This window comes from Marinomonas sp. ABL3_031 (assembly GCF_056161265.1).
Genome location: NZ_JBSWYU010000017.1, coordinates 39811 through 58003, shown reverse-complemented (window position 1 = coordinate 58003; position 18193 = coordinate 39811). Strand labels below are relative to the sequence as shown.

The window sequence follows — 18193 nt, the reverse complement described above, 5'->3', positions numbered from 1 at the left end:
CTTAGCTAAAGACAGTTTAAATTCTCTGTGATATTTGGACATAAAAAGACCCCCAGTAATTGGAATGTCCAACTATTGGGGGTCAGTTCAAATGCCGCCAAAAGGGCTTTTCGTTTGAATATCAAATGCCAGCGTTTTCCGCCTACGAATGATGGGCCATAAGGAATGGCGCTAACTCGCTTAATGACGGGCGTCTAATGCTGCCAAAAGGGCTTTTCGTTTGAATATCAAATGCCAGCGTTTTCCGCCTAGCTGGCGCCACAGCATGGCACCACGAACGCCAGCCAGCAAAATAGCACGTACTTGGTTGGCGATGTGTGCCTGTTGTAAGTAACGGCTGTCGCCATGTACTTGAATACGGAATGGCAACTTACTCAGTGAGTCCTGATATAAGCCAGAAATGGCGGCCATCATATTTTCATGCAATACCGAATCGTAGTGAGACTGCTTGGTGGCGATCTGCTCAATGCGTTGACCAATCAATGACAACATGTCGGTTTGTTTGGCCAGTTTGCTTTCCAAATGAACCAGACTTAACGCGTAGCGCAAAGTGTTTGGATTAAGGCTGTTTCTGTCTTTTCCCAAAGCTTGACGAGCAATGCGTCGCCCCATGGCCAGATTGGTTTGACAATCCCATTGGCCACCATAGATATCTTGTGTGGTTGGCGCGTCGAGAGTCAGTACACTCGTGATCAAGGGCTGCAAATAATCTTGCTCAACCTGACCTGTTTTGGCGAGATTGGCAACTAATTCTGCTGCTTGAAATACGGCGGATAGGGCAATAACTTGCTCTTTTTCTCGGTTACTCACGGCTTTTCTCTTTATCCATCAAGGTGAATCTGTCGCGATTATTTGTTAAACGCAGCGTTAATAATACCGCCACCTAGACACACATCGTCAAGATAAAACACCGCCGACTGGCCAGGTGTGATGGCACGCTGTGGCTCTTTAAAGCTCACTTCCACTCGGCCATCGGCTAATTCATTGAGTGTGCACTCTTGATCTGGTTGGCGGTAACGACACTTGGCTTTGCAAACCAGAGGGAAACTGGGTTTTTGTCTGGCAACCCAATCAAAATTGTCGGCAATCAAGTGTGTTTTGAACAAGGCTTTATGCTGACCACCTTGTGTGACCTTTAGCACATTACGCTCTAGGTCTTTTTCAACAACGTACCAAGGATCATCTGAGTAATTGGCTAAACCGCCAATCCCCAGCCCTTGACGTTGACCAATGGTGTGGTACATCAAGCCATGATGGCGACCAATTTTGTCACCTTCAAGGGTCTCGATATCACCAGGTTGCGCAGGAAGATATTGTTCAAGAAAATCTTTAAAGCGACGTTCGCCAATGAAGCAAATGCCTGTGCTGTCTTTTTTATTGTGAGTGACCAAATCATGTTCTTCCGCGAGGCGGCGAACTTCTGGCTTTTCCAGTTCACCCACAGGGAATAGGGTTTTAGCGATTTCGTCTTTCCCCACCGCGTATAAGAAGTAACTTTGATCCTTGTTGTTGTCTAACCCTTTAAGTAATAAAGGCTCGCCTTCTTTTTCACCACGACGAACATAATGACCCGTGGCAATGTAATCGGCGCCTAATGCTAAGGCGTATTCCAAGAAGGCTTTGAATTTGATTTCTTTGTTACAGAGTATGTCTGGGTTGGGGGTTCGACCGGCTTTGTATTCGGCAAGAAAATGCTCAAAGACATTGTCCCAGTATTCCGCTGCAAAATTCGCGGTGTGCAATTGAATACCGAGCTTGTCGCATACGGCTTGAGCATCGGCCAGATCTTCTTTTGCCGTGCAATATTCCGTTCCGTCGTCCTCATCCCAGTTTTTCATGAACAAACCTTCCACTTGGTAACCTTGCTGCATCAAAATGAGGGCGGAAACGGAAGAGTCTACACCGCCGGACATACCGACGATGACTTTTTGGGTGCTGTTTGTGTTCGTCGCAATGGCGCTGTCGTTCATTCTTTGTTCAATCTCACTCAAAATAGGCTTTTGCCATGAAAGGCTATAAATGGCCAAAATTGTAACATTTTACTCCGCTTGAATGTGACCTCTTTCTGGGATTTTGACATCTTCTTGCTAGGTTCTTAGTAATGGATATATTTAGGTTGACCCATTTTCAAGGCGTATCTGGTGTGAGGAATTGCTTTGATAAAAAATGCAATGGTATCGGTGCCTTGTTATTAGCATCTTCAATGCAAGCATTGATCAATGGGCTACGATGTGGCTGTGCTTGAATCTCTTCATAGGTAAGCCATTGGCTGGACAATATATCATCGTCTAATTGCTCAGAGACCTGTTTAATCGGCCGACACAAAAGACAGAGTCTATGGTAAGTGTCGGCGCCAGAATAAGGCGTGAAAGCGTATAAACCGACCAAACCTATGGGCTCCACTAACCAACCAGACTCTTCCTGTGTTTCACGGATGACGGCAGTGATGACATCTTCATTGTTTTCCACGTGGCCGGCGGGTTGATTGAGGACGATTTGCCCGTCCTGACGTTCCGTTACCATAAGATAGCGATCGCCCTGTGTGACCAGTGCGGCGACGGTGAGGTGAGGAAGTCGACTTGTTTCTTCGTTGTTCAAACTGGATTACCTCTTGTTGGAGTGCAGCGGTCGTCTCTGCGTATTGCCATTGTCCATGAGGTACCTGATCCAAGGTATAAGGTCCTATGGCATAGCGAATGAGTCTTAGTGTTGGAAAGCCTACAGCGGCGGTCATACGGCGAATTTGACGATTTTTGCCTTCTCGAATGGTTAGGCTAAGCCAGCTAGTAGGAACGGATTTGCGTTCACGAACCGGTGGCGTTCTTGGCCAGATTTGCGGTTCTGTCATGATCTCAGCCTGTGCTGGCTTAGTCATGCCATCTTTCAATTCAACACCTTGGCGTAACGTCTGTAGTGCTTGTTCATTGATTTCACCCTCCACTTGGACCCAGTAAGTTTTGGGCATTTTGAATTTAGGAGAAGCGATGAGATGTTGAAGTGCACCTTGATTGGTCAGTAACAACAAGCCTTCAGAGTCATAGTCTAAACGACCGGCAGGATAAAAATGCGCTGCTTGAATGTAATCTGCAAGAGTGGCTTTTTCACCCTCTGAGGTGAATTGGCTAAGTACTTGAAAAGGTTTGTTGAAAAGAATGAGGTTGCTTGGCATAACGCTGTAAGGTCATTAATCGACGAAAAGGGAAGGGCGAATCAAGGTCGCTTACTTCTTGACAGAAGCAAGATACCAAAAAACACCCCAAATATCGATACTGACAAGAGGGCGTCGCTTAGGCTGGAAGCGATTCTTTGCTGGTACTAACGGTTTCCTTTTTTACTGTCTCTTTTTTGGTGGTGTCTATTACAACAGGGTTGATGTCGATGGCATGAAGGCCACGTTCACCTGGTTCCACATCAAAAGTTACTGCTTGTCCGGCTTTTAGCGTCTTATACCCCTCGACGTTAATGGCAGAGTAATGAATAAACAAATCTTCATTAAAATCCTCTGAAACAATAAAGCCATAGCCTTTTGCATTGTTGAACCACTTTACGGATCCGTGATGCATGAGTCACTCCTTATCCACTCAAAATAATTACTCGATATTAATTTTGCTATAACCAACCTTGGTTGGTGAGCGCCAAAGGTGTCGCGTTTGTTGGGGTAGATTTCTAAATAGCTGCAAACTGTTTTGTGCCAGAGGTGGTAGAATCTTTTAGACAAAACATTGAATGCATTTTTAGATACCCTAATAATGAGCGTAGAAGTCGTTTTGGGATTTGTAAAATCCAATAGTCAATGTGTAGCGTAAATAAGTTGTAATGCGTCAGATTTGGCAAATTACGTGAAAAATTGTAGCCTCAGAGGCATATGATGATTGTAAATCAGAAAATTAAGCTAACATCAGAGGAAGATCAGCCGGGTCACTCTGGTGTTGCCATCGCACCAGAAGAAACCGAATTGAAACCACCTTCCATGTATCAGGTGGTGTTGTTTAATGACGACTATACGCCAATGGATTTTGTCGTATTTGTACTACAACGTTTTTTTTCAATGGACGGAGAGAAGGCCAAACAGGTAATGTTAGAAGTGCATACCAAAGGGAAAGGTGTTTGCGGCATTTACCCCTTTGATATTGCCGAAACGAAAGTGGCAATGGTTCAACAGTTCGTCCAGCAAAACGAGCACCCCTTAATGTGTGACCTACAAAAGGTTGATTGATTCAGAGAGAGGGAATAGCAATGTTAGATAAAGAACTAGAGCAAACCCTGAATACGGCTTTTAAAGCAGCACGAGACAAACGTCATGAATTCATGACGGTTGAGCACCTCTTGTTGGCTTTGATTGAAAATGGCGCCGCCTCAAGTGTATTAAAAGCTTGTGGTGTAAATTTAGAAACCTTAAGCAAGGAATTAATCGAATTCGTCGACAGTACGACGCCATTGATTCCTGAAGATGATGAAGAGCGTGAAGTGCAGCCAACATTAGGCTTCCAGCGCGTTCTGCAACGTGCCGTTTTTCATGTGCAATCCTCGGGTAAGCGTGAAGTGACGGGTGCTAATGTTCTTGTTGCTATTTTCAGCGAGCAAGAGAGTCAAACAGTTTACTTGTTAAAACGTCATGGTGTAGCACGCATTGATGTGGTGAATTACGTTGCCCACGGCATTTCTAAAATGGGCGATTCTACGGATGAAGTTGAGCAAGATGAGGAGACGGAAGAAACCAATACCGCGCCTCTGCAGAAGTTTGCACTCAATCTCAACGAAGAAGCGCGCAACGGTAAGATAGACAAACTGATTGGTCGCGAATACGAAGTAGAGCGTGTTATCCAGACTTTGTCCCGTCGTCGTAAAAATAACCCATTATTGGTTGGTGAATCTGGGGTAGGTAAAACCGCCATTGCAGAAGGCTTGGCCAAACGCATTGTCGATGGGCAGGTGCCAGATGTCATTGCCGATGGTGTTGTTTATTCCCTGGATCTTGGTGCGTTGTTGGCGGGTACCAAATACCGTGGTGACTTCGAAAAACGCTTAAAGCAGTTGCTAAGCGAGTTGAAGAAACTGCCTAACGCGATTCTGTTCATTGATGAGATTCATACCATCATAGGCGCAGGGGCGGCATCTGGTGGCGTGATGGACGCATCTAACTTGCTTAAGCCCGTCTTGAGTTCAGGTGGGTTGCGTTGTATTGGTTCGACCACCTTCCAAGAGTTTCGCGGTGTGTTTGAAAAAGACCATGCCTTAGCGCGTCGTTTCCAGAAAATTGATGTCAATGAACCTAGCGTTGATGATACCTATCAAATCCTCAAAGGCATCATTGGTGCCTTTGAAGAGCATCATCAAATCAAATACGAAGAACCGGCATTGTTGGCAGCGGCGGAATTGGCGCAACGTTATGTGACCGATCGTCATATGCCGGATAAAGCCATTGATGTGGTCGACGAAGCGGGCGCGTATCAAAGACTGCAGCCAGAAGAACAGCGTAAGTCTGTGATTACGGTGGCGGAAATTGAAGACATCGTCTCTAAAATTGCTCGCGTCCCTGTGAAAGCAGTGAATTCGGATGACAGACAGGTATTGGCAAACTTAGAACGTAACCTGAAAATGGTGGTGTTTGGGCAAGACGATGCGATTGATTCTTTGTCGGCGGCCATTAAGTTGTCGCGTGCTGGTCTGAAAGCCGAGCAGAAGCCGATTGGTTCCTTCCTAATGGCTGGCCCTACAGGGGTGGGTAAAACGGAAGTAACGAAACAGCTAGCCAAACAACTTGGTTTGGAGTTGATTCGTTTTGACATGTCCGAGTACATGGAACGCCATGCGGTATCGCGTTTGATTGGTGCACCACCGGGTTACGTGGGCTTTGATCAGGGCGGCTTGCTAACGGAAGCGGTGACCAAGAACCCACACAGTGTGGTTTTATTGGATGAGATTGAAAAAGCCCATCCTGAAGTCTTCAATTTGCTGTTGCAAGTGATGGACCATGGTACCTTGACGGACAATAATGGTCGCAAGGCGGACTTCCGCAATGTGATTTTGATCATGACGTCCAACGCCGGTGCGGAAGAATTGGCCCGTCGATCTATTGGCTTCTCGAATCAAGATAACTCTACCGATGGTATGGAAGTGATTAATCGTACTTTCACCCCGGAATTTAGAAACCGTTTGGATGCAGTGATTCAATTCCAGCAATTGGATGAACGCATCATCTTCAATGTGGTGGATAAATTCCTAGTGGAGTTACAGGCTCAGCTGGATCCAAAAGGCGTCTTGCTGGATGTATCAGACACCGCGCGGGGCTGGTTGGCCCACAAAGGCTATGATCGCCAGATGGGGGCTCGACCTATGGCGCGTGTGATTCAAGAGCATTTGAAGAAACCTTTGGCCGATAAGATACTGTTTGGCGATCTAAACGAAGGTGGTAATGTCAAAGTGACCTTGGACGAGAAAAAAGACATGCTTAAGTTTGACGTAGTGAAAGAAGCCGTTGTCCACTAACATGGCTAAAACATCACTTGCTTTACTTTATAAAGGTAAAAAAAACCACGCAATAGCGTGGTTTTTTATTAAGAAACAAACAAAGCTTCACAATGTAATTTGGTCGAGGAAGCAGGGATTATTAGCGAGCGCGGTAAACAATGCGACCCTTGGACAGATCGTAAGGGGTTAATTCTACTTTTACTTTGTCGCCAGTAAGGATGCGGATGTAGTTTTTGCGCATTTTTCCTGAAATGTGTGCGACAACAACGTGTCCGTTTTCTAATTCGACGCGAAACATGGTATTCGGCAACGTATCAATGATAGTGCCTTCCATTTCTAAGCCTTCTTCTTTTGCCACGATATGTGTCCTATGGTGTTAACTTAATTTGGTTTAATGACTTTACTGTTCAGTTTAGCGGCGCAGATGTAAAAAGCCTGTGAGAAGAATTCAGTGAGTATGTGCATTACTATAAATTCACTTCAATCAAGCCTAACGTTTTATTCACACCGAAAAAATTATCGAGGCATATTCTGCCTAAAAACCCAGCACAAGGCAAATTCCCATATGAGTTTTACGGGATTTATCCGAAAATTCGCTGCTTTTGCTGCATCTTAGCCAAGTCATTTAAGGCTTGGTTCTTGTCAGGTGAGACGATATTGCGCTCAAGTTGTGCCATGAAATCCCTGCGATGCATGAGCTTGGCTCCTAGTGATAACAAGTGTTCGGACTTTACTTGACAGTCGATAAGCTGGATGTGGAAGTCGTTTGCCCGGTCGCAGAAGGTTTTTAATGCTATTTTCGAAGCATTGGCCTCTAACGAAAACATAGATTCACCAAAGAAAACTTGTCCCATGGCCACGCCATAGAAACCGCCAATGAGCTGATCATCCTGCCAAACTTCAACAGAGTGAGCGTAACCCAATTTATGGAGTGATTGATAGGCTTGTTTGATGTCGTTGGAGATCCAAGTGCCTTCTTTGTCTGCGCGTAAGGCAGAGCAATGCCCAATGACCTCGTCGAAAACGGTATCGATGGAAAATTGATAACGCCCTTTTTTAATGGCTTTGCTGAGGGACTTTGAGGTATGGAAATCGTCAGGCCTGAGTACGCACCTGTGTTCGGGATGCCACCAGAGTATGGGATCTGGGTCACTGTACCAAGGGAAAAAACCGTGGCGATAGAGGTGAATCAATCGCTCGCATGATAAATCACCACCTAAAGCGGACAGGCCTTCTGGGTCTTGCAAGGCTTTATGAGGTTGTGGTGTATCGTAGGGGGACTCAGAGAGAATGATGAGTTCACAGGCGTCGTTACTGGTACTTTCCTGATGGTTTAAGTCATTTGAATGATTAGATTCTGAGTTAGTAGGCATGACGGTTAGGTTAATTCCTTACCATTTGATCATGAGTTTAGGCGCTTTTGTCATTTTTTCTGTCACCTTGTTCATATGACGGTCAAATTATCACCACTTTGAAAAAGTATAACCATTGTGAATGTAAATACCAAGCTTGATAAAAATCAAAAAAATCAAAAAAATCAAAAGAAAACAGTAAAGTTTTCCTAAAACCATTCGATATTGCCATTGTGGAAGAAAAGATATTCAAGTTGCGACTTGCTGTCACATTTTCACGATTATTTTGTACTAATGTGCACAAAGTAAAAAGGAAAAATGGCAGTACTGGTCAAAATTGACTGTTTTTTGTCCAAAAAAGGGTGCAAATAGAAAAAAAATAGAAAAAAAGTGCAAGGAGTGCTTGACCAATAAAGGAAAACTTGGTTTTAATCGATGCAGTCCTAAACGGTAATTCGAAAAATTGTTGGATGCAGTTTTGGAACTACTAGATGATTTGCTTTTATGGCAATTGTCACAAAAGTGAAACTGATTGGTTTTAAGATACATGAGTCGTTGATTTAACAACGTTTCTTGGTAAGACGAAAATCTATCAAAAGGTCTACAAGGCCACACAATATAATATAAAGGGGAATCTTGAATGAAAGCGATTAAACTTGCTTCTGTGTTTGCAGTATCTGCTGTGGCAGCTGCTGTGTCTACTACAACTCTAGCGGCTGAGCCTGTTTTTAAAGGTACTGCTGGTTTAAGTTACACATCAACTGACGATGCTAAAGATGCATCTTCTTCTAACGGTGAAGTAAACATCATCGGTGATACTGGTCTTGTTTATTTTGACCTAGATATGGATACTGATGAAGGTAATTTCGTTCTTGACGAAGCTTTCGTTAAAGCCGGTGCGGTTCAGTTCGGTGACTTCGATGGTACTTTGGCTGATGATGTTGCTTACAGTGCAGGTACTGAAAATGATGATGACGTTGCTAAGGATAACGACCTAGGTACAGATTTGGGCATTCGTTACATGGTTACTGATAGCTTGACTGTTGCTATTGAAAATGAAGAAGGCACAAACAAAGCCTCTGGTGTGGTTGCTTTTGAAACAACTGTTAGCGGTATTGATTTAGGTATTTCTGCTGCTGCAAGCTCTGATGATTCTGTATACACTTTGGGTGTAAGCGCGCCTCTAGGTATGGCTACTGTATCTGCTTTTTACCGTGGTGGTGAAGTTTCAGATGCTGATGTTGCAAACTATGGTGTTGGTCTAGATCTTGCCCTAACGGAAAGCTTAGCAGTTGCATTCCAATATTACACGCAAGATGGTGAGTCTGCAGCTAATGTAGATTTTGAAGACGCAGGTAACTCAGAAGTTACTTTGAACTACACTATGGGTGGCATTCGCTACTACGCAACATTTGTTGATTACGAAAGTGAAAGTACTAATGACTTCTCTATCATTGGTGCGGAAGCTTCTTTCTAAGATTCCCTCTTTTGTAAAAGAAAGTCTTTCTTAGGAAATACGAAAGCCAGCCCTTTGGGCTGGCTTTTTTTATGGTAAGCTTAACGGGTTTTTAGCCTGCTCTGGATTTGGCATGCTTTGGTTTTGGTTAGCATAAAATAGGAAGGCAAGTTTTGTCAGAAGAAATGAGTGAGTCTACTCGATCGCCAATGTGGGATATGTTTGCTAAGCAAGCGGCGTTTATTGCTGCTTTGTTATTATTGTTCTTTTTTGCCTTAGCAACTTATTCCTATCACTCTGATGATGCAGGGTGGTTTTATTCTGGTACAGGCGGTGCCATTCAAAATTCTATGGGGCCAATTGGTGCCACCTTGGCCGATCTCATGTCGGCATTTTTTGGTGCGCTATTTTACTCATTACCCCCTCTTTTTTTCTGGGTTGCCATTATTATTTGGCGTAATCCTCATGCTTTGTTACCGGTGAATAATGCCTTATTGAGCCTTATCGGCTGTATCCTGTACCTGTGTTTTGGTTCAGCGCTTTGCTTTTTGCACACGGTGGGCAATGCCGATTTACAATACGGCGCGGGTGGTATTTTAGGGCAAAGTCTCGGTACTGCTTTATATGGTGTTATTGGTTACGATGGCGCGACCTTGGTCAGCTTGGCTCTGGTGATTTTGGCGTTTACCCTCTTGTCGCAATTGCATTGGTTAGGTCTTATGGATAAGTTGGGCGAGGCTGTGTTCAAAAGCATTGCTTGGCTGAATAACAAATGGCGTGACAACAGAAATAAAAAAGCGCAGAAAAGAGCACAAAGAAAGAGCCTAGAGGCTGACCCTGTGACAGAAATCGAGGTGTCAGAAGAAGCGGAAGAGCCTGCCATTTTCCGTAAAAGACGTAATATAAACGCCCAAGCTCAGTCTGATGCAAGAGTAAACACCCTAGCGGATACTGAAGAAGAGAGGGCAGTCGGCTCTGTCAAAAAAGCAAAAAGCAGATTTGCCTTGTCGAGCTTGTTTGCGAAATCCACTTCAGCAGAATCGACAGACTCAGCAGAAGCAGAAACCAAACTACAGACGGAGCCAGAATTCGGTGGTCTTGACGATTTAACACTAGAGGATGCTGAGATCGACTTTGATGACACGCTTTACATAGAAGACCAATGGCCTAAACAAAGTGCTCAACATAATGAGCAAGCGTCATCTTCTCTAGACGCTGAAAGTGACAGCTTGTCGAGTGCCAAGGCGGATGAACTCTTGTTTGGTGATGCTCAGCCACTTATAGATCAAGATCCCATAGATCAACCATTTATAGATCAAGCTTCTTCTGATAAGTCGGTAACAGGCCAAGCTGGGCATAAGCCAGCGGTAAGAACCTTATCAGAAGCCAAGCAACTGGATAACTTGGCTGGGCCAGGGTCTTCTGATGAGCCGGTGAAACCACAAGAAAAGGCCTATACCTTGCCAGATCGTTCGGTATTGACTCAGCCTAAGCCAAAACAGGGGGGATATACGGAACAAGAGCTGCTGTCACTGTCCTCGTTATTAGAGCAAAGACTGCAAGAATTTGGCGTCAAAGCCGAGGTGGTGGAAGTGAATCCCGGCCCTGTGATCACGCGTTTTGAAATCCAACCCGCGGCTGGGGTGAAGGTCTCTCGTATTACCAATTTGGCGAAAGATTTAGCGCGCTCATTGAGCGTAATGAGTGTGCGTGTAGTGGAGGTGATTGCCGGTAAATCCACCATAGGCATTGAAATTCCAAATCAAGTGCGTGACACAGTGTATTTTTCCGAAGTCATTAACTGCGATATGTACGATAAGGCGTCATCTTGTCTGACCTTATCTCTTGGTCACGATATCTCCGGCGAGCCTGTGGTGGTGGATTTGGCCAAAATGCCTCACGTCTTAGTGGCCGGTACCACAGGGTCAGGTAAATCTGTCGGTGTGAATGCCATGATTCTCAGTATGTTGCTGAAATCCACTCCAGACGACGTACGTATGATCATGGTTGACCCTAAGATGTTGGAATTGTCTATCTACGAAGGCATTCCGCATTTGTTAACGCCCGTCATTACCGATATGAAAGACGCTGCCAATGGTTTGCGTTGGTCGGTCGATGAAATGGAGCGTCGCTATAAGCTGATGTCTAAACTCGGGGTGCGTAATATCGCTGGTTACAACAAAAAGGTGCGTGACGCCATTGCTGCTGGAACCCCCATTGAGGACCCTTTGTGGCAGCCTGAAATGGCCATGTTCTCAGAAGATGGCGTAGCACGCACTGTGCCTTATTTAGAGCCTCTCCCTTATATCGTCATAGTGGTCGACGAGTTTGCCGACATGATGATGATAGTAGGTAAAAAGGTGGAAGAGTTGATTGCTCGTATTGCACAAAAAGCCCGTGCCGCAGGCATTCACTTGATTCTGGCGACTCAGCGCCCTTCTGTGGACGTGATTACTGGTCTTATCAAGGCCAATATTCCGACCCGTATGGCGTTTCAAGTGTCTTCCAAAATTGATTCGCGAACCATTTTGGATCAAGGGGGCGCAGATCAGTTATTGGGTATGGGGGATATGCTTTACCTGCCTGCCGGTTTGCCAACGCCTATTCGGGTACATGGGGCCTTTGTTTCCGATGAAGAAGTGCACGCGGTAGTGGAAGAATGGAAGCAGCGCGGAGAGCCTGAGTACATCAATGATGTTGTGGTCAATCCAGAAGATTTGATGGCAGGCGATGGCGGGGAAGACAAAGATGCTTTGTATGATGAAGCGGTAAAGATAGTCATAGAAACTCGTAAAGCTTCTATTTCTTCTATTCAGCGCCGTTTGAAAATAGGGTACAACAGGGCGGCAAATCTGGTAGAAGCAATGGAAGCCGCTGGACTGGTTGGACCGATGGGAAGCAACGGTCAGCGCGACATTCTGATTCCAGAGTAGTTCTTGTTTAAGACAGGTCAATAGGAGAAACATCTTGAAAAAATCATGGCTGAGTGCCTTGTTTATCCTCACCAGTATGATGGTGACAGGAGCACTTTGGGCAGATGAAGCGGCGAGCACGAAACTGACGTCACTATTGGAGCAAAATCGTAATATTGAAGGGGAATTTCGTCAGGTTACCCAAGATGAAAAAGGCAAAACGCTGCAAATCAGTGAAGGCGTTTTTTTGCTGGCGAAGCCAAATCAATTTGTTTGGGACAGCATCAAGCCTTTTGCCCAGCGTATTGTTTCGGATGGCAAGACGATCACGGTTTGGGATGTGGATTTAGAGCAAGCTACGCAGAAACCATTATCCGGCGAGGTTGGGTCATCGCCAGCGGCCTTATTGGGCCAGCCGGCTGAAACGGTTTTACCCCATTACAATATCACCACCTTAGGACCTGAAACATTCCGCTTGTCGCCCAAAGAGGAACAGGATCTCTTCCGCACTCTGACCTTGTCTTTCCATGCTGGCCAAATAGCGTCCATGAGCATTTTGGATGCGTTAGGGCAAACGACTGTGATTGAGTTTAATCATGTTGAAACTCATGCGGGTGTGGCAAAAGAAAACTTCACATTGGAGTTACCTGATGAGGTGGATTTGATTAGAGAAGGGCAATAATGCAGGACTTGTTCGCAGAGGAGGATCATGGGGGTTATCAGCCGCTCGCAGCGCGGATGAGGCCCACTCGTTTGGAAGACTACATTGGTCAGGTGCATTTGGTCGGGCCAGGGAAGCCTTTGCGACGTATGGTGGAAACGGGTCATTGTCATTCTTTTATCTTGTGGGGCCCACCTGGTGTGGGTAAAACCACCTTTGCTAAGCTGTTGTGTCAGGCACTGAACGGTCATCTTATTGAAATTTCTGCGGTGATGTCGGGGGTAAAAGAGATTCGGGCTGCTGTGGAACAAGCCAAGCAGTTTCGGCAGATGAAGGGCACGCAAACCATCTTATTTGTGGACGAAGTACACAGATTCAATAAATCTCAACAAGATGCTTTTTTACCTTACATAGAAGATGGTACTTTTTTGTTCATTGGTGCGACCACTGAGAATCCTGCGTTTGAATTAAATTCTGCGCTATTGTCCCGAGCGCGTGTGTACCGCTTAAAAACACCTTCAGCGGAGGAGGTGAAAGCCGTTTTAAAGAGCGCTTTACAAGATGCTGAAAAAGGCTTGGCTAATTCAGGTTTGACATTAAGCGATCATTATTTGGATGTGATAGCGCAAGCGGCCGATGGGGATATTCGTCGCAGTCTGAATTTTCTTGAGATTCTGTCGGATATGGTTGAGCCGGGAGAAGCGGTCAGTCAACAGCAGTTAGAAGATGTATTGGGTGGCAGTATTCGTCGTTTTGATCGTAATGGTGATGTTTTTTATGATCAAATTTCCGCCTTCCATAAATCGGTACGTGGCTCCTCTCCTGATGGGGCTTTGTACTGGATGGCGCGCATGTTGGATGGTGGTTGTGACCCTTTGTATATTGCGCGACGTTTGTTGGCCATTGCCTCGGAAGACATAGGTAATGCGGATCCGCGAGCCTTACAAGTGGGCTTAAATGCTTGGGATATTTTTGAGCGAGTAGGGCCGGGAGAAGGTAACAGAGCCATTGCTCAAGCGGCGGTTTACATGGCTTGTGCGCCAAAGAGTAATGCCGTTTACAGTGCCTTTAAGCAAGCCGTGGCGGATGTGGCTGCGCAGCCTAGTTATGAGGTGCCGATTCATTTGCGCAATGCGCCGACTGCCTTAGCCAAAAGTATGGGCCATGGTGATGAATATCGTTATGCGCACAATGAACCGAATGCCTATGCAGCCGGGGAAAATTATTTGCCTGAGGAAGTGGCTCAGTCTCGATATTATCAGCCCAGTGATCGAGGTTTGGAGAAGAAAATTGCCGAAAAGCTTGAGTGGTTGGCTGAATTGGACAAACAGAGTTTGCAGCAACGTTACCCGCTAACAGATTGGGAAGACGAATAATGATGTATTTTATGATTGCTTTTGGTGGAGCGTTAGGGGCCTTGAGTCGATACAGTCTGACCAAATGGATTAACAGTTATTGGCATCATCATTTTCCCTTTGCCACCATGATGGTAAACCTATTGGGCTGCGTTTTGATGGGCATTGCCTTTGTCATCATAAGCGAGCGAATTCCCAGTCTGGAACCTTATCGACCTCTGGTCATAGTGGGTTTTTTAGGAGCTTTTACTACCTTCTCCACTTTTTCCTTAGAAATTGTGGCATTAATTCATATGCAGGCTTGGCTAACGGCACTAAGCTATTTATTATTGAGCTGCATTTTAGGTGTGCTTGGTCTTGCCCTAGGTATGGCACTGACACGCTATTTTTAGTTCGTTAATTTGGGCGAACACATATTATTCGGATATAGAGGATATTGTTGCTGAGATGTTAGATATTAAAGCGTTGCGCGCTGACCCAGAAGCCATTGCGGCGTTATTGAAAAAGAAAGGCTATGAACTGGATGTGGCGACTTTTTCTTCCTTAGAAGAGCGTCGTAAAGCCATTCAAATAGAAACGGAACAGCTGCAACAATCCCGTAACTCAGTATCCAAAGAAATTGGTCAGGCGATGAAGTCTGGCGATAAAGATAAAGCGGCAGAGTTGAAAGCGCAAACGGCAACCTTGGGAGATGATCTCAATGCCGCGAAAGAGCAACTCAGCCAAATTCAAGCGGACATGGATGCCTTGTTAGAAGGCATTCCAAATATTCCTCATGACTCGGTTCCGGAAGGCGAATCTGAAGACGATAACGTAGAAATTCGTCGCTGGGGTGAGCCAAAGGCATTCGCGTTTGAAGCAAAGGATCATGTGGATCTTGGCGAAGCACTGGACATGTTAGACTTTGAAGCGGCGGTTAAAATCACCGGTTCGCGTTTTGCTGTAATGCGCTCTGATTTAGCGCGTTTACATCGTGCTCTTACTCAGTTCATGATCAACACCCATGCAGACGAGCATGGTTACAGCGAAGTCTACGTTCCTTACTTGGTAAATGCTGCGTCTTTGAAAGGCACAGGTCAGTTACCCAAGTTTGAACAAGACCTTTTCAAAGTGCCGGTGGATAAAGACAGTGGCAACAGTGATTTTTATTTGATTCCAACCGCGGAAGTGCCAGTAACCAACTTGGCTCGTGATGAAATCTTTAACGATGCGGATCTGCACAAAAAGTTTGTTGCTCACACCCCTTGTTTTCGCAGTGAAGCGGGCAGTTATGGTCGTGATACGCGCGGTATGATTCGTCAGCATCAATTCGAAAAAGTGGAATTGGTTCACATCTGTCGTCCAGATCGTTCAGCAGCAGTACTGGAAGAATTGGTCGGTCACGCGGAAAGTATTTTGCAAAAACTGGAATTGCCTTATCGTACCGTCATTTTGTGTGGCGGAGACCTTGGTTTCTCTGCTCATAAAACCTATGACATTGAAGTCTGGTTACCAGGACAAGGTAAATACCGTGAAATTTCTTCTTGTTCTAACATGTGGGATTTCCAAGCGCGACGCATGCAAGCGCGCTGGCGCAATCCTGAAACGGGGCGTCCTGAATTGGCACATACCTTGAATGGTTCTGGTTTGGCGGTGGGGCGAACCTTAGTGGCGGTGTTGGAAAACTATCAAAACGAAGACGGCAGTGTTCGTATTCCTGATGTTTTAGTGCCTTATATGGGCGGCAAAACCCTATTGAATAAAGCGTAATAAAGGTATTGGCAAAAAAGCCTCCCAGTGAGGCTTTTTTTGTGTGGAAAAAGAGTATGACGGGTAAAGTTTATTTAATTGGTGCAGGACCGGGTGATCCTGATCTTTTGACGTTGAAAGCGCATCGACTGTTAAAACAGGCCGACGTGGTTTTGTACGATCGTTTGGTGGGAGAAGAAATCATTAATCAAATCCCCGAAAGCGCTGAAAAAATGTATGTTGGTAAGGCCAAGTCCTTACACAGCTTGCCACAAGAAGATATTAATTCTTTGCTTGCCGCCAAGGCCAAAGAAGGTCATCAAGTGGTGCGGTTAAAAGGTGGTGACCCTTTCATTTTCGGACGTGGCGGTGAAGAGTTAGAAGAGTTGATTGAAGAAGGTGTGCCATTTGAAGTGGTGCCAGGAGTTACAGCGGCAGCGGGATGTGCGGCGTACGCAGGTATTCCGTTAACCCATCGCGATTACGCCCAATCGGTACGTTTTTTAACAGGGCATCTGAAAGATGGCACGACAGATTTGCCTTGGGAAGAGTTGGTTCATCCTGCTCAGACCTTGGTGATTTATATGGGGTTAACCGGCTTGAAAGACATTAGTCAGTCATTGTTAAAATTCGGTATGTCGCCAAGCATGCCAGTGGCCGTGGTGGAGAAAGGCACCTCACAGGCGCAGCGTGTGTTCACTTCCACCATTAGTCAAGTGTATCAAGTGGCGATGGATAATGACGTTAAATCGCCTGCTTTGCTGATTATCGGTGAAGTGGTGAACTTGCAAGATAAATTGGCTTGGTACGGCAAGTACTGAGTGTCGAATACTGAACAAGAAAAGACATCTTGCTCAGTACAAAAAGGCTTATAAACAATTAGCGGGCTTGGGTAGGCCTGCGATTTTGGCCGCCAACTTAGGTGGACTGCCAGGAAATAAGGTCATCAGATAAATACTGCGGCCTTTCTCTGCCCCCAGTTGTTTACTGACGGCTTTGACCAATGGTCGCATGGCTGGCGATACTTCGAATTCTTGATAAAAGGCTCGTAGTAGGGTGATGATTTCCCAATGAGCATCGGTTAATTCAATGTCTTCCTGGAGCGCCAAATGATGCGCCAACTCAGGGCTCCAATTGTCCAGATTTAAAAGATAGCCTTCTTCGTCAAGTAAAGTGGTGTCCAGCATTGTCATTACCAGCTAATGTGTTTGTTGGCAGAAAAAGTCAATTCAACCCACTCTATGTCTGATAGGGCGATACCATAATCAGGTTCAATGCCGTAAGTGTCGGCGTCCTTCTGCAAAAAATATAATGCGATCGATTGCTTTGCTAGCGTCTCTAACCAGTCTGCATTGGCCTGAGGTAAGCGCAAACAGGCTTCCTCAATAAACACAATCGCATCGCCATTACGAAGACTTTGTTGCCAAAGTGTCTCGGTTTCACCTGAATAAGCCAGTTGATTAATCTGATGCAGTGTCATACTTAGAACCGATAAATTTGTTGATATTGGGTGGATAAGTTTTGCCACTCGCGATCATTGATTAAAATGGTTTGCGGCCAGTATTTATGCTGATCAGCGATTTCTTGATTGGCCAGTGCATAGACTTTTTCTATGTCATAAAACTCCAAACCATCGAGCAATTTATGCAGGTTTTTGCCATCTTGTTTTTCGGGAGCTTGCTGAGTATGAAGTAACGATAAAGCCGCACCTGACAAACAAATCGCCACTGGCTGCTCAAAGGTGGCTAACACCAGAGCCAAATCCAACCCTTCTTTACAGGCTAGGTTAGCATAGGGGCTGGAGGATAGATGTATAAGGGTTTTTGTCATGACGTCACCTAAATTGAATGACTTTCTCAGAAGTATTCATTAACTCTACCAAGCTACCCAATCCCTCTAATTGAAAGCCATCGGCTAGGGAAAAATGTTCAACTTGATAGCGTTTGGCTTCTGTCTCATTGATAACACCGCGTCGAACAGCCGCGGCGATACAGATATAGAGAGGAAGTTGAAACTGCTGAGCAAGTTCAAGCCATTCTTGTTTTAGGTTGATTTCATCCCGCGGTGGTTGAGCTAAAGCATTGCCGATAAGAACAGCGTCTTGATAAAAGAATACACCATTAATACTATCCGTTTGCTGCTCTAGAGCGGCTCTCGCAAAACGCAAGGCAGAATGACAAGCTTTGGTTTGATAGGGGGAACCCGTTATTAATAGAGCGTGCTGCATGAAAAATAAACCTAGAGTCTTTATGGCGTGA

20 protein-coding genes are annotated in these 18193 nt (G+C 45.3%); 9 read left to right on the top strand and 11 right to left on the bottom strand.

Annotation, left to right across the window (positions count from 1 at the left end):
- Positions 1-180 precede the first annotated feature (180 nt).
- The 5 genes from hflD to ACXAH2_RS16055 all read right to left on the bottom strand — a co-directional run bounded on the left by hflD (position 181) and on the right by ACXAH2_RS16055 (position 3563).
- Complete coding sequence (hflD, locus tag ACXAH2_RS16075; RefSeq protein ID WP_475079897.1) at positions 181-810, bottom strand: high frequency lysogenization protein HflD; 630 nt, start codon at positions 808-810, stop codon at positions 181-183.
- A 38-nt stretch (positions 811-848) separates the two neighbouring features.
- Complete coding sequence (gene mnmA / locus ACXAH2_RS16070) at positions 849-1970, bottom strand: tRNA 2-thiouridine(34) synthase MnmA (protein WP_475079901.1); 1122 nt, start codon at positions 1968-1970, stop codon at positions 849-851.
- A 157-nt stretch (positions 1971-2127) separates the two neighbouring features.
- Positions 2128-2523: an NUDIX domain-containing protein gene (locus ACXAH2_RS16065; RefSeq protein WP_475079895.1), complete on the bottom strand. Its 396-nt coding sequence runs from the start codon at positions 2521-2523 to the stop codon at positions 2128-2130.
- Entirely contained in the window at positions 2456-3169 is a 714-nt protein-coding gene (locus ACXAH2_RS16060) for a pseudouridine synthase (RefSeq protein ID WP_475079893.1), read from the bottom strand. The genes ACXAH2_RS16065 and ACXAH2_RS16060 overlap by 68 nt, the downstream gene beginning before the upstream one ends.
- Before the next feature lie 118 nt (positions 3170-3287).
- Positions 3288-3563 (bottom strand): cold shock domain-containing protein, encoded by a 276-nt coding sequence (locus ACXAH2_RS16055; RefSeq protein ID WP_475079892.1) that lies wholly within the window; start codon positions 3561-3563, stop codon positions 3288-3290.
- 305 nt (positions 3564-3868) lie between these two features.
- Here ACXAH2_RS16055 and clpS point away from each other — a divergent pair, with 305 nt between their 5' ends.
- Both clpS and clpA read left to right on the top strand, forming a co-directional pair.
- The gene (gene clpS, locus ACXAH2_RS16050; RefSeq protein ID WP_475079899.1) at positions 3869-4216 is read left to right on the top strand and encodes an ATP-dependent Clp protease adapter ClpS; all 348 of its coding nucleotides are present in this window, start codon (positions 3869-3871) and stop codon (positions 4214-4216) included.
- A 20-nt stretch (positions 4217-4236) separates the two neighbouring features.
- Entirely contained in the window at positions 4237-6489 is a 2253-nt protein-coding gene (gene clpA / locus ACXAH2_RS16045; RefSeq protein WP_475079891.1) for an ATP-dependent Clp protease ATP-binding subunit ClpA, read from the top strand.
- Between the two features lie 121 nt (positions 6490-6610).
- On the opposite strand, the gene infA is transcribed toward clpA, so the two are convergent.
- Together infA and aat are read right to left on the bottom strand one after the other, a co-directional pair.
- Positions 6611-6829, bottom strand: a complete 219-nt coding sequence (infA, locus tag ACXAH2_RS16040; RefSeq protein WP_013795500.1) for a translation initiation factor IF-1 — start codon at positions 6827-6829, stop codon at positions 6611-6613.
- 223 nt (positions 6830-7052) lie between these two features.
- Positions 7053-7844, bottom strand: a complete 792-nt coding sequence (gene aat / locus ACXAH2_RS16035) for a leucyl/phenylalanyl-tRNA--protein transferase (RefSeq protein WP_475079889.1) — start codon at positions 7842-7844, stop codon at positions 7053-7055.
- Between the two features lie 619 nt (positions 7845-8463).
- Between aat and ACXAH2_RS16030 the strand changes: the two genes are divergently transcribed.
- From ACXAH2_RS16030 to cobA, 7 genes are all read left to right on the top strand, one after another.
- Complete coding sequence (locus tag ACXAH2_RS16030; protein ID WP_475079887.1) at positions 8464-9300, top strand: hypothetical protein; 837 nt, start codon at positions 8464-8466, stop codon at positions 9298-9300.
- 152 nt (positions 9301-9452) lie between these two features.
- Entirely contained in the window at positions 9453-12212 is a 2760-nt protein-coding gene (locus ACXAH2_RS16025; protein ID WP_475079886.1) for a DNA translocase FtsK, read from the top strand.
- Positions 12213-12246: 34 nt separating this feature from the next.
- On the top strand, positions 12247-12873 hold the full coding sequence (lolA, locus tag ACXAH2_RS16020) for an outer membrane lipoprotein periplasmic chaperone LolA (RefSeq protein WP_475079884.1): 627 nt from the start codon (positions 12247-12249) through the stop codon (positions 12871-12873).
- The gene (locus ACXAH2_RS16015) at positions 12873-14228 is read left to right on the top strand and encodes a replication-associated recombination protein A (RefSeq protein WP_475079883.1); all 1356 of its coding nucleotides are present in this window, start codon (positions 12873-12875) and stop codon (positions 14226-14228) included. Before lolA ends, ACXAH2_RS16015 begins: the two co-directional genes overlap by 1 nt.
- Positions 14228-14599, top strand: coding sequence for a fluoride efflux transporter CrcB (crcB, locus tag ACXAH2_RS16010; RefSeq protein ID WP_475079881.1), 372 nt, complete (start codon positions 14228-14230; stop codon positions 14597-14599). The genes ACXAH2_RS16015 and crcB overlap by 1 nt, the downstream gene beginning before the upstream one ends.
- Positions 14600-14654: 55 nt before the next feature.
- Positions 14655-15956 carry a serine--tRNA ligase gene (gene serS / locus ACXAH2_RS16005; protein ID WP_475079880.1) on the top strand — a complete coding sequence of 434 codons (1302 nt, stop codon included), beginning with the start codon at positions 14655-14657 and terminating at the stop codon, positions 15954-15956.
- A 56-nt stretch (positions 15957-16012) separates the two neighbouring features.
- Positions 16013-16756 carry a uroporphyrinogen-III C-methyltransferase gene (gene cobA, locus ACXAH2_RS16000; RefSeq protein ID WP_475079878.1) on the top strand — a complete coding sequence of 248 codons (744 nt, stop codon included), beginning with the start codon at positions 16013-16015 and terminating at the stop codon, positions 16754-16756.
- Between the two features lie 48 nt (positions 16757-16804).
- Here cobA and ACXAH2_RS15995 read toward each other — a convergent pair whose 3' ends face one another.
- Genes ACXAH2_RS15995 through tusD form a run of 4 tightly spaced genes read right to left on the bottom strand, consistent with a single transcriptional unit; the run spans position 16805 to position 18162 of the window.
- On the bottom strand, positions 16805-17122 hold the full coding sequence (locus ACXAH2_RS15995) for a TusE/DsrC/DsvC family sulfur relay protein (RefSeq protein ID WP_475079876.1): 318 nt from the start codon (positions 17120-17122) through the stop codon (positions 16805-16807).
- Between the two features lie 5 nt (positions 17123-17127).
- Positions 17128-17415 carry a DsrH/TusB family sulfur metabolism protein gene (locus ACXAH2_RS15990; protein ID WP_475079875.1) on the bottom strand — a complete coding sequence of 96 codons (288 nt, stop codon included), beginning with the start codon at positions 17413-17415 and terminating at the stop codon, positions 17128-17130.
- Between the two features lie 2 nt (positions 17416-17417).
- A complete protein-coding gene (locus ACXAH2_RS15985; protein ID WP_475079874.1) occupies positions 17418-17765 on the bottom strand; it encodes a DsrE family protein in 348 nt (115 codons plus the stop codon).
- Positions 17766-17769: 4 nt separating this feature from the next.
- Entirely contained in the window at positions 17770-18162 is a 393-nt protein-coding gene (tusD, locus tag ACXAH2_RS15980; RefSeq protein WP_475079873.1) for a sulfurtransferase complex subunit TusD, read from the bottom strand.
- Between the last annotated feature and the right edge of the window lie 31 nt (positions 18163-18193).

Coding starts and splice junctions, on each gene's coding strand:
- mnmA (WP_475079901.1), bottom strand. CDS start 1,970: ATGAACGACAGCGCCATTGCGACGAACACAAACAGCACCCAAAAAGTC.
- ACXAH2_RS16065 (WP_475079895.1), bottom strand. CDS start 2,523: ATGGTAACGGAACGTCAGGACGGGCAAATCGTCCTCAATCAACCCGCC.
- ACXAH2_RS16060 (WP_475079893.1), bottom strand. CDS start 3,169: ATGCCAAGCAACCTCATTCTTTTCAACAAACCTTTTCAAGTACTTAGC.
- ACXAH2_RS16055 (WP_475079892.1), bottom strand. CDS start 3,563: ATGCATCACGGATCCGTAAAGTGGTTCAACAATGCAAAAGGCTATGGC.
- clpS (WP_475079899.1), top strand. CDS start 3,869: ATGATTGTAAATCAGAAAATTAAGCTAACATCAGAGGAAGATCAGCCG.
- clpA (WP_475079891.1), top strand. CDS start 4,237: ATGTTAGATAAAGAACTAGAGCAAACCCTGAATACGGCTTTTAAAGCA.
- aat (WP_475079889.1), bottom strand. CDS start 7,844: ATGCCTACTAACTCAGAATCTAATCATTCAAATGACTTAAACCATCAG.
- ACXAH2_RS16030 (WP_475079887.1), top strand. CDS start 8,464: ATGAAAGCGATTAAACTTGCTTCTGTGTTTGCAGTATCTGCTGTGGCA.
- ACXAH2_RS16015 (WP_475079883.1), top strand. CDS start 12,873: ATGCAGGACTTGTTCGCAGAGGAGGATCATGGGGGTTATCAGCCGCTC.
- crcB (WP_475079881.1), top strand. CDS start 14,228: ATGATGTATTTTATGATTGCTTTTGGTGGAGCGTTAGGGGCCTTGAGT.
- serS (WP_475079880.1), top strand. CDS start 14,655: ATGTTAGATATTAAAGCGTTGCGCGCTGACCCAGAAGCCATTGCGGCG.
- cobA (WP_475079878.1), top strand. CDS start 16,013: ATGACGGGTAAAGTTTATTTAATTGGTGCAGGACCGGGTGATCCTGAT.
- ACXAH2_RS15995 (WP_475079876.1), bottom strand. CDS start 17,122: ATGCTGGACACCACTTTACTTGACGAAGAAGGCTATCTTTTAAATCTG.
- ACXAH2_RS15990 (WP_475079875.1), bottom strand. CDS start 17,415: ATGACACTGCATCAGATTAATCAACTGGCTTATTCAGGTGAAACCGAG.
- ACXAH2_RS15985 (WP_475079874.1), bottom strand. CDS start 17,765: ATGACAAAAACCCTTATACATCTATCCTCCAGCCCCTATGCTAACCTA.
- tusD (WP_475079873.1), bottom strand. CDS start 18,162: ATGCAGCACGCTCTATTAATAACGGGTTCCCCCTATCAAACCAAAGCT.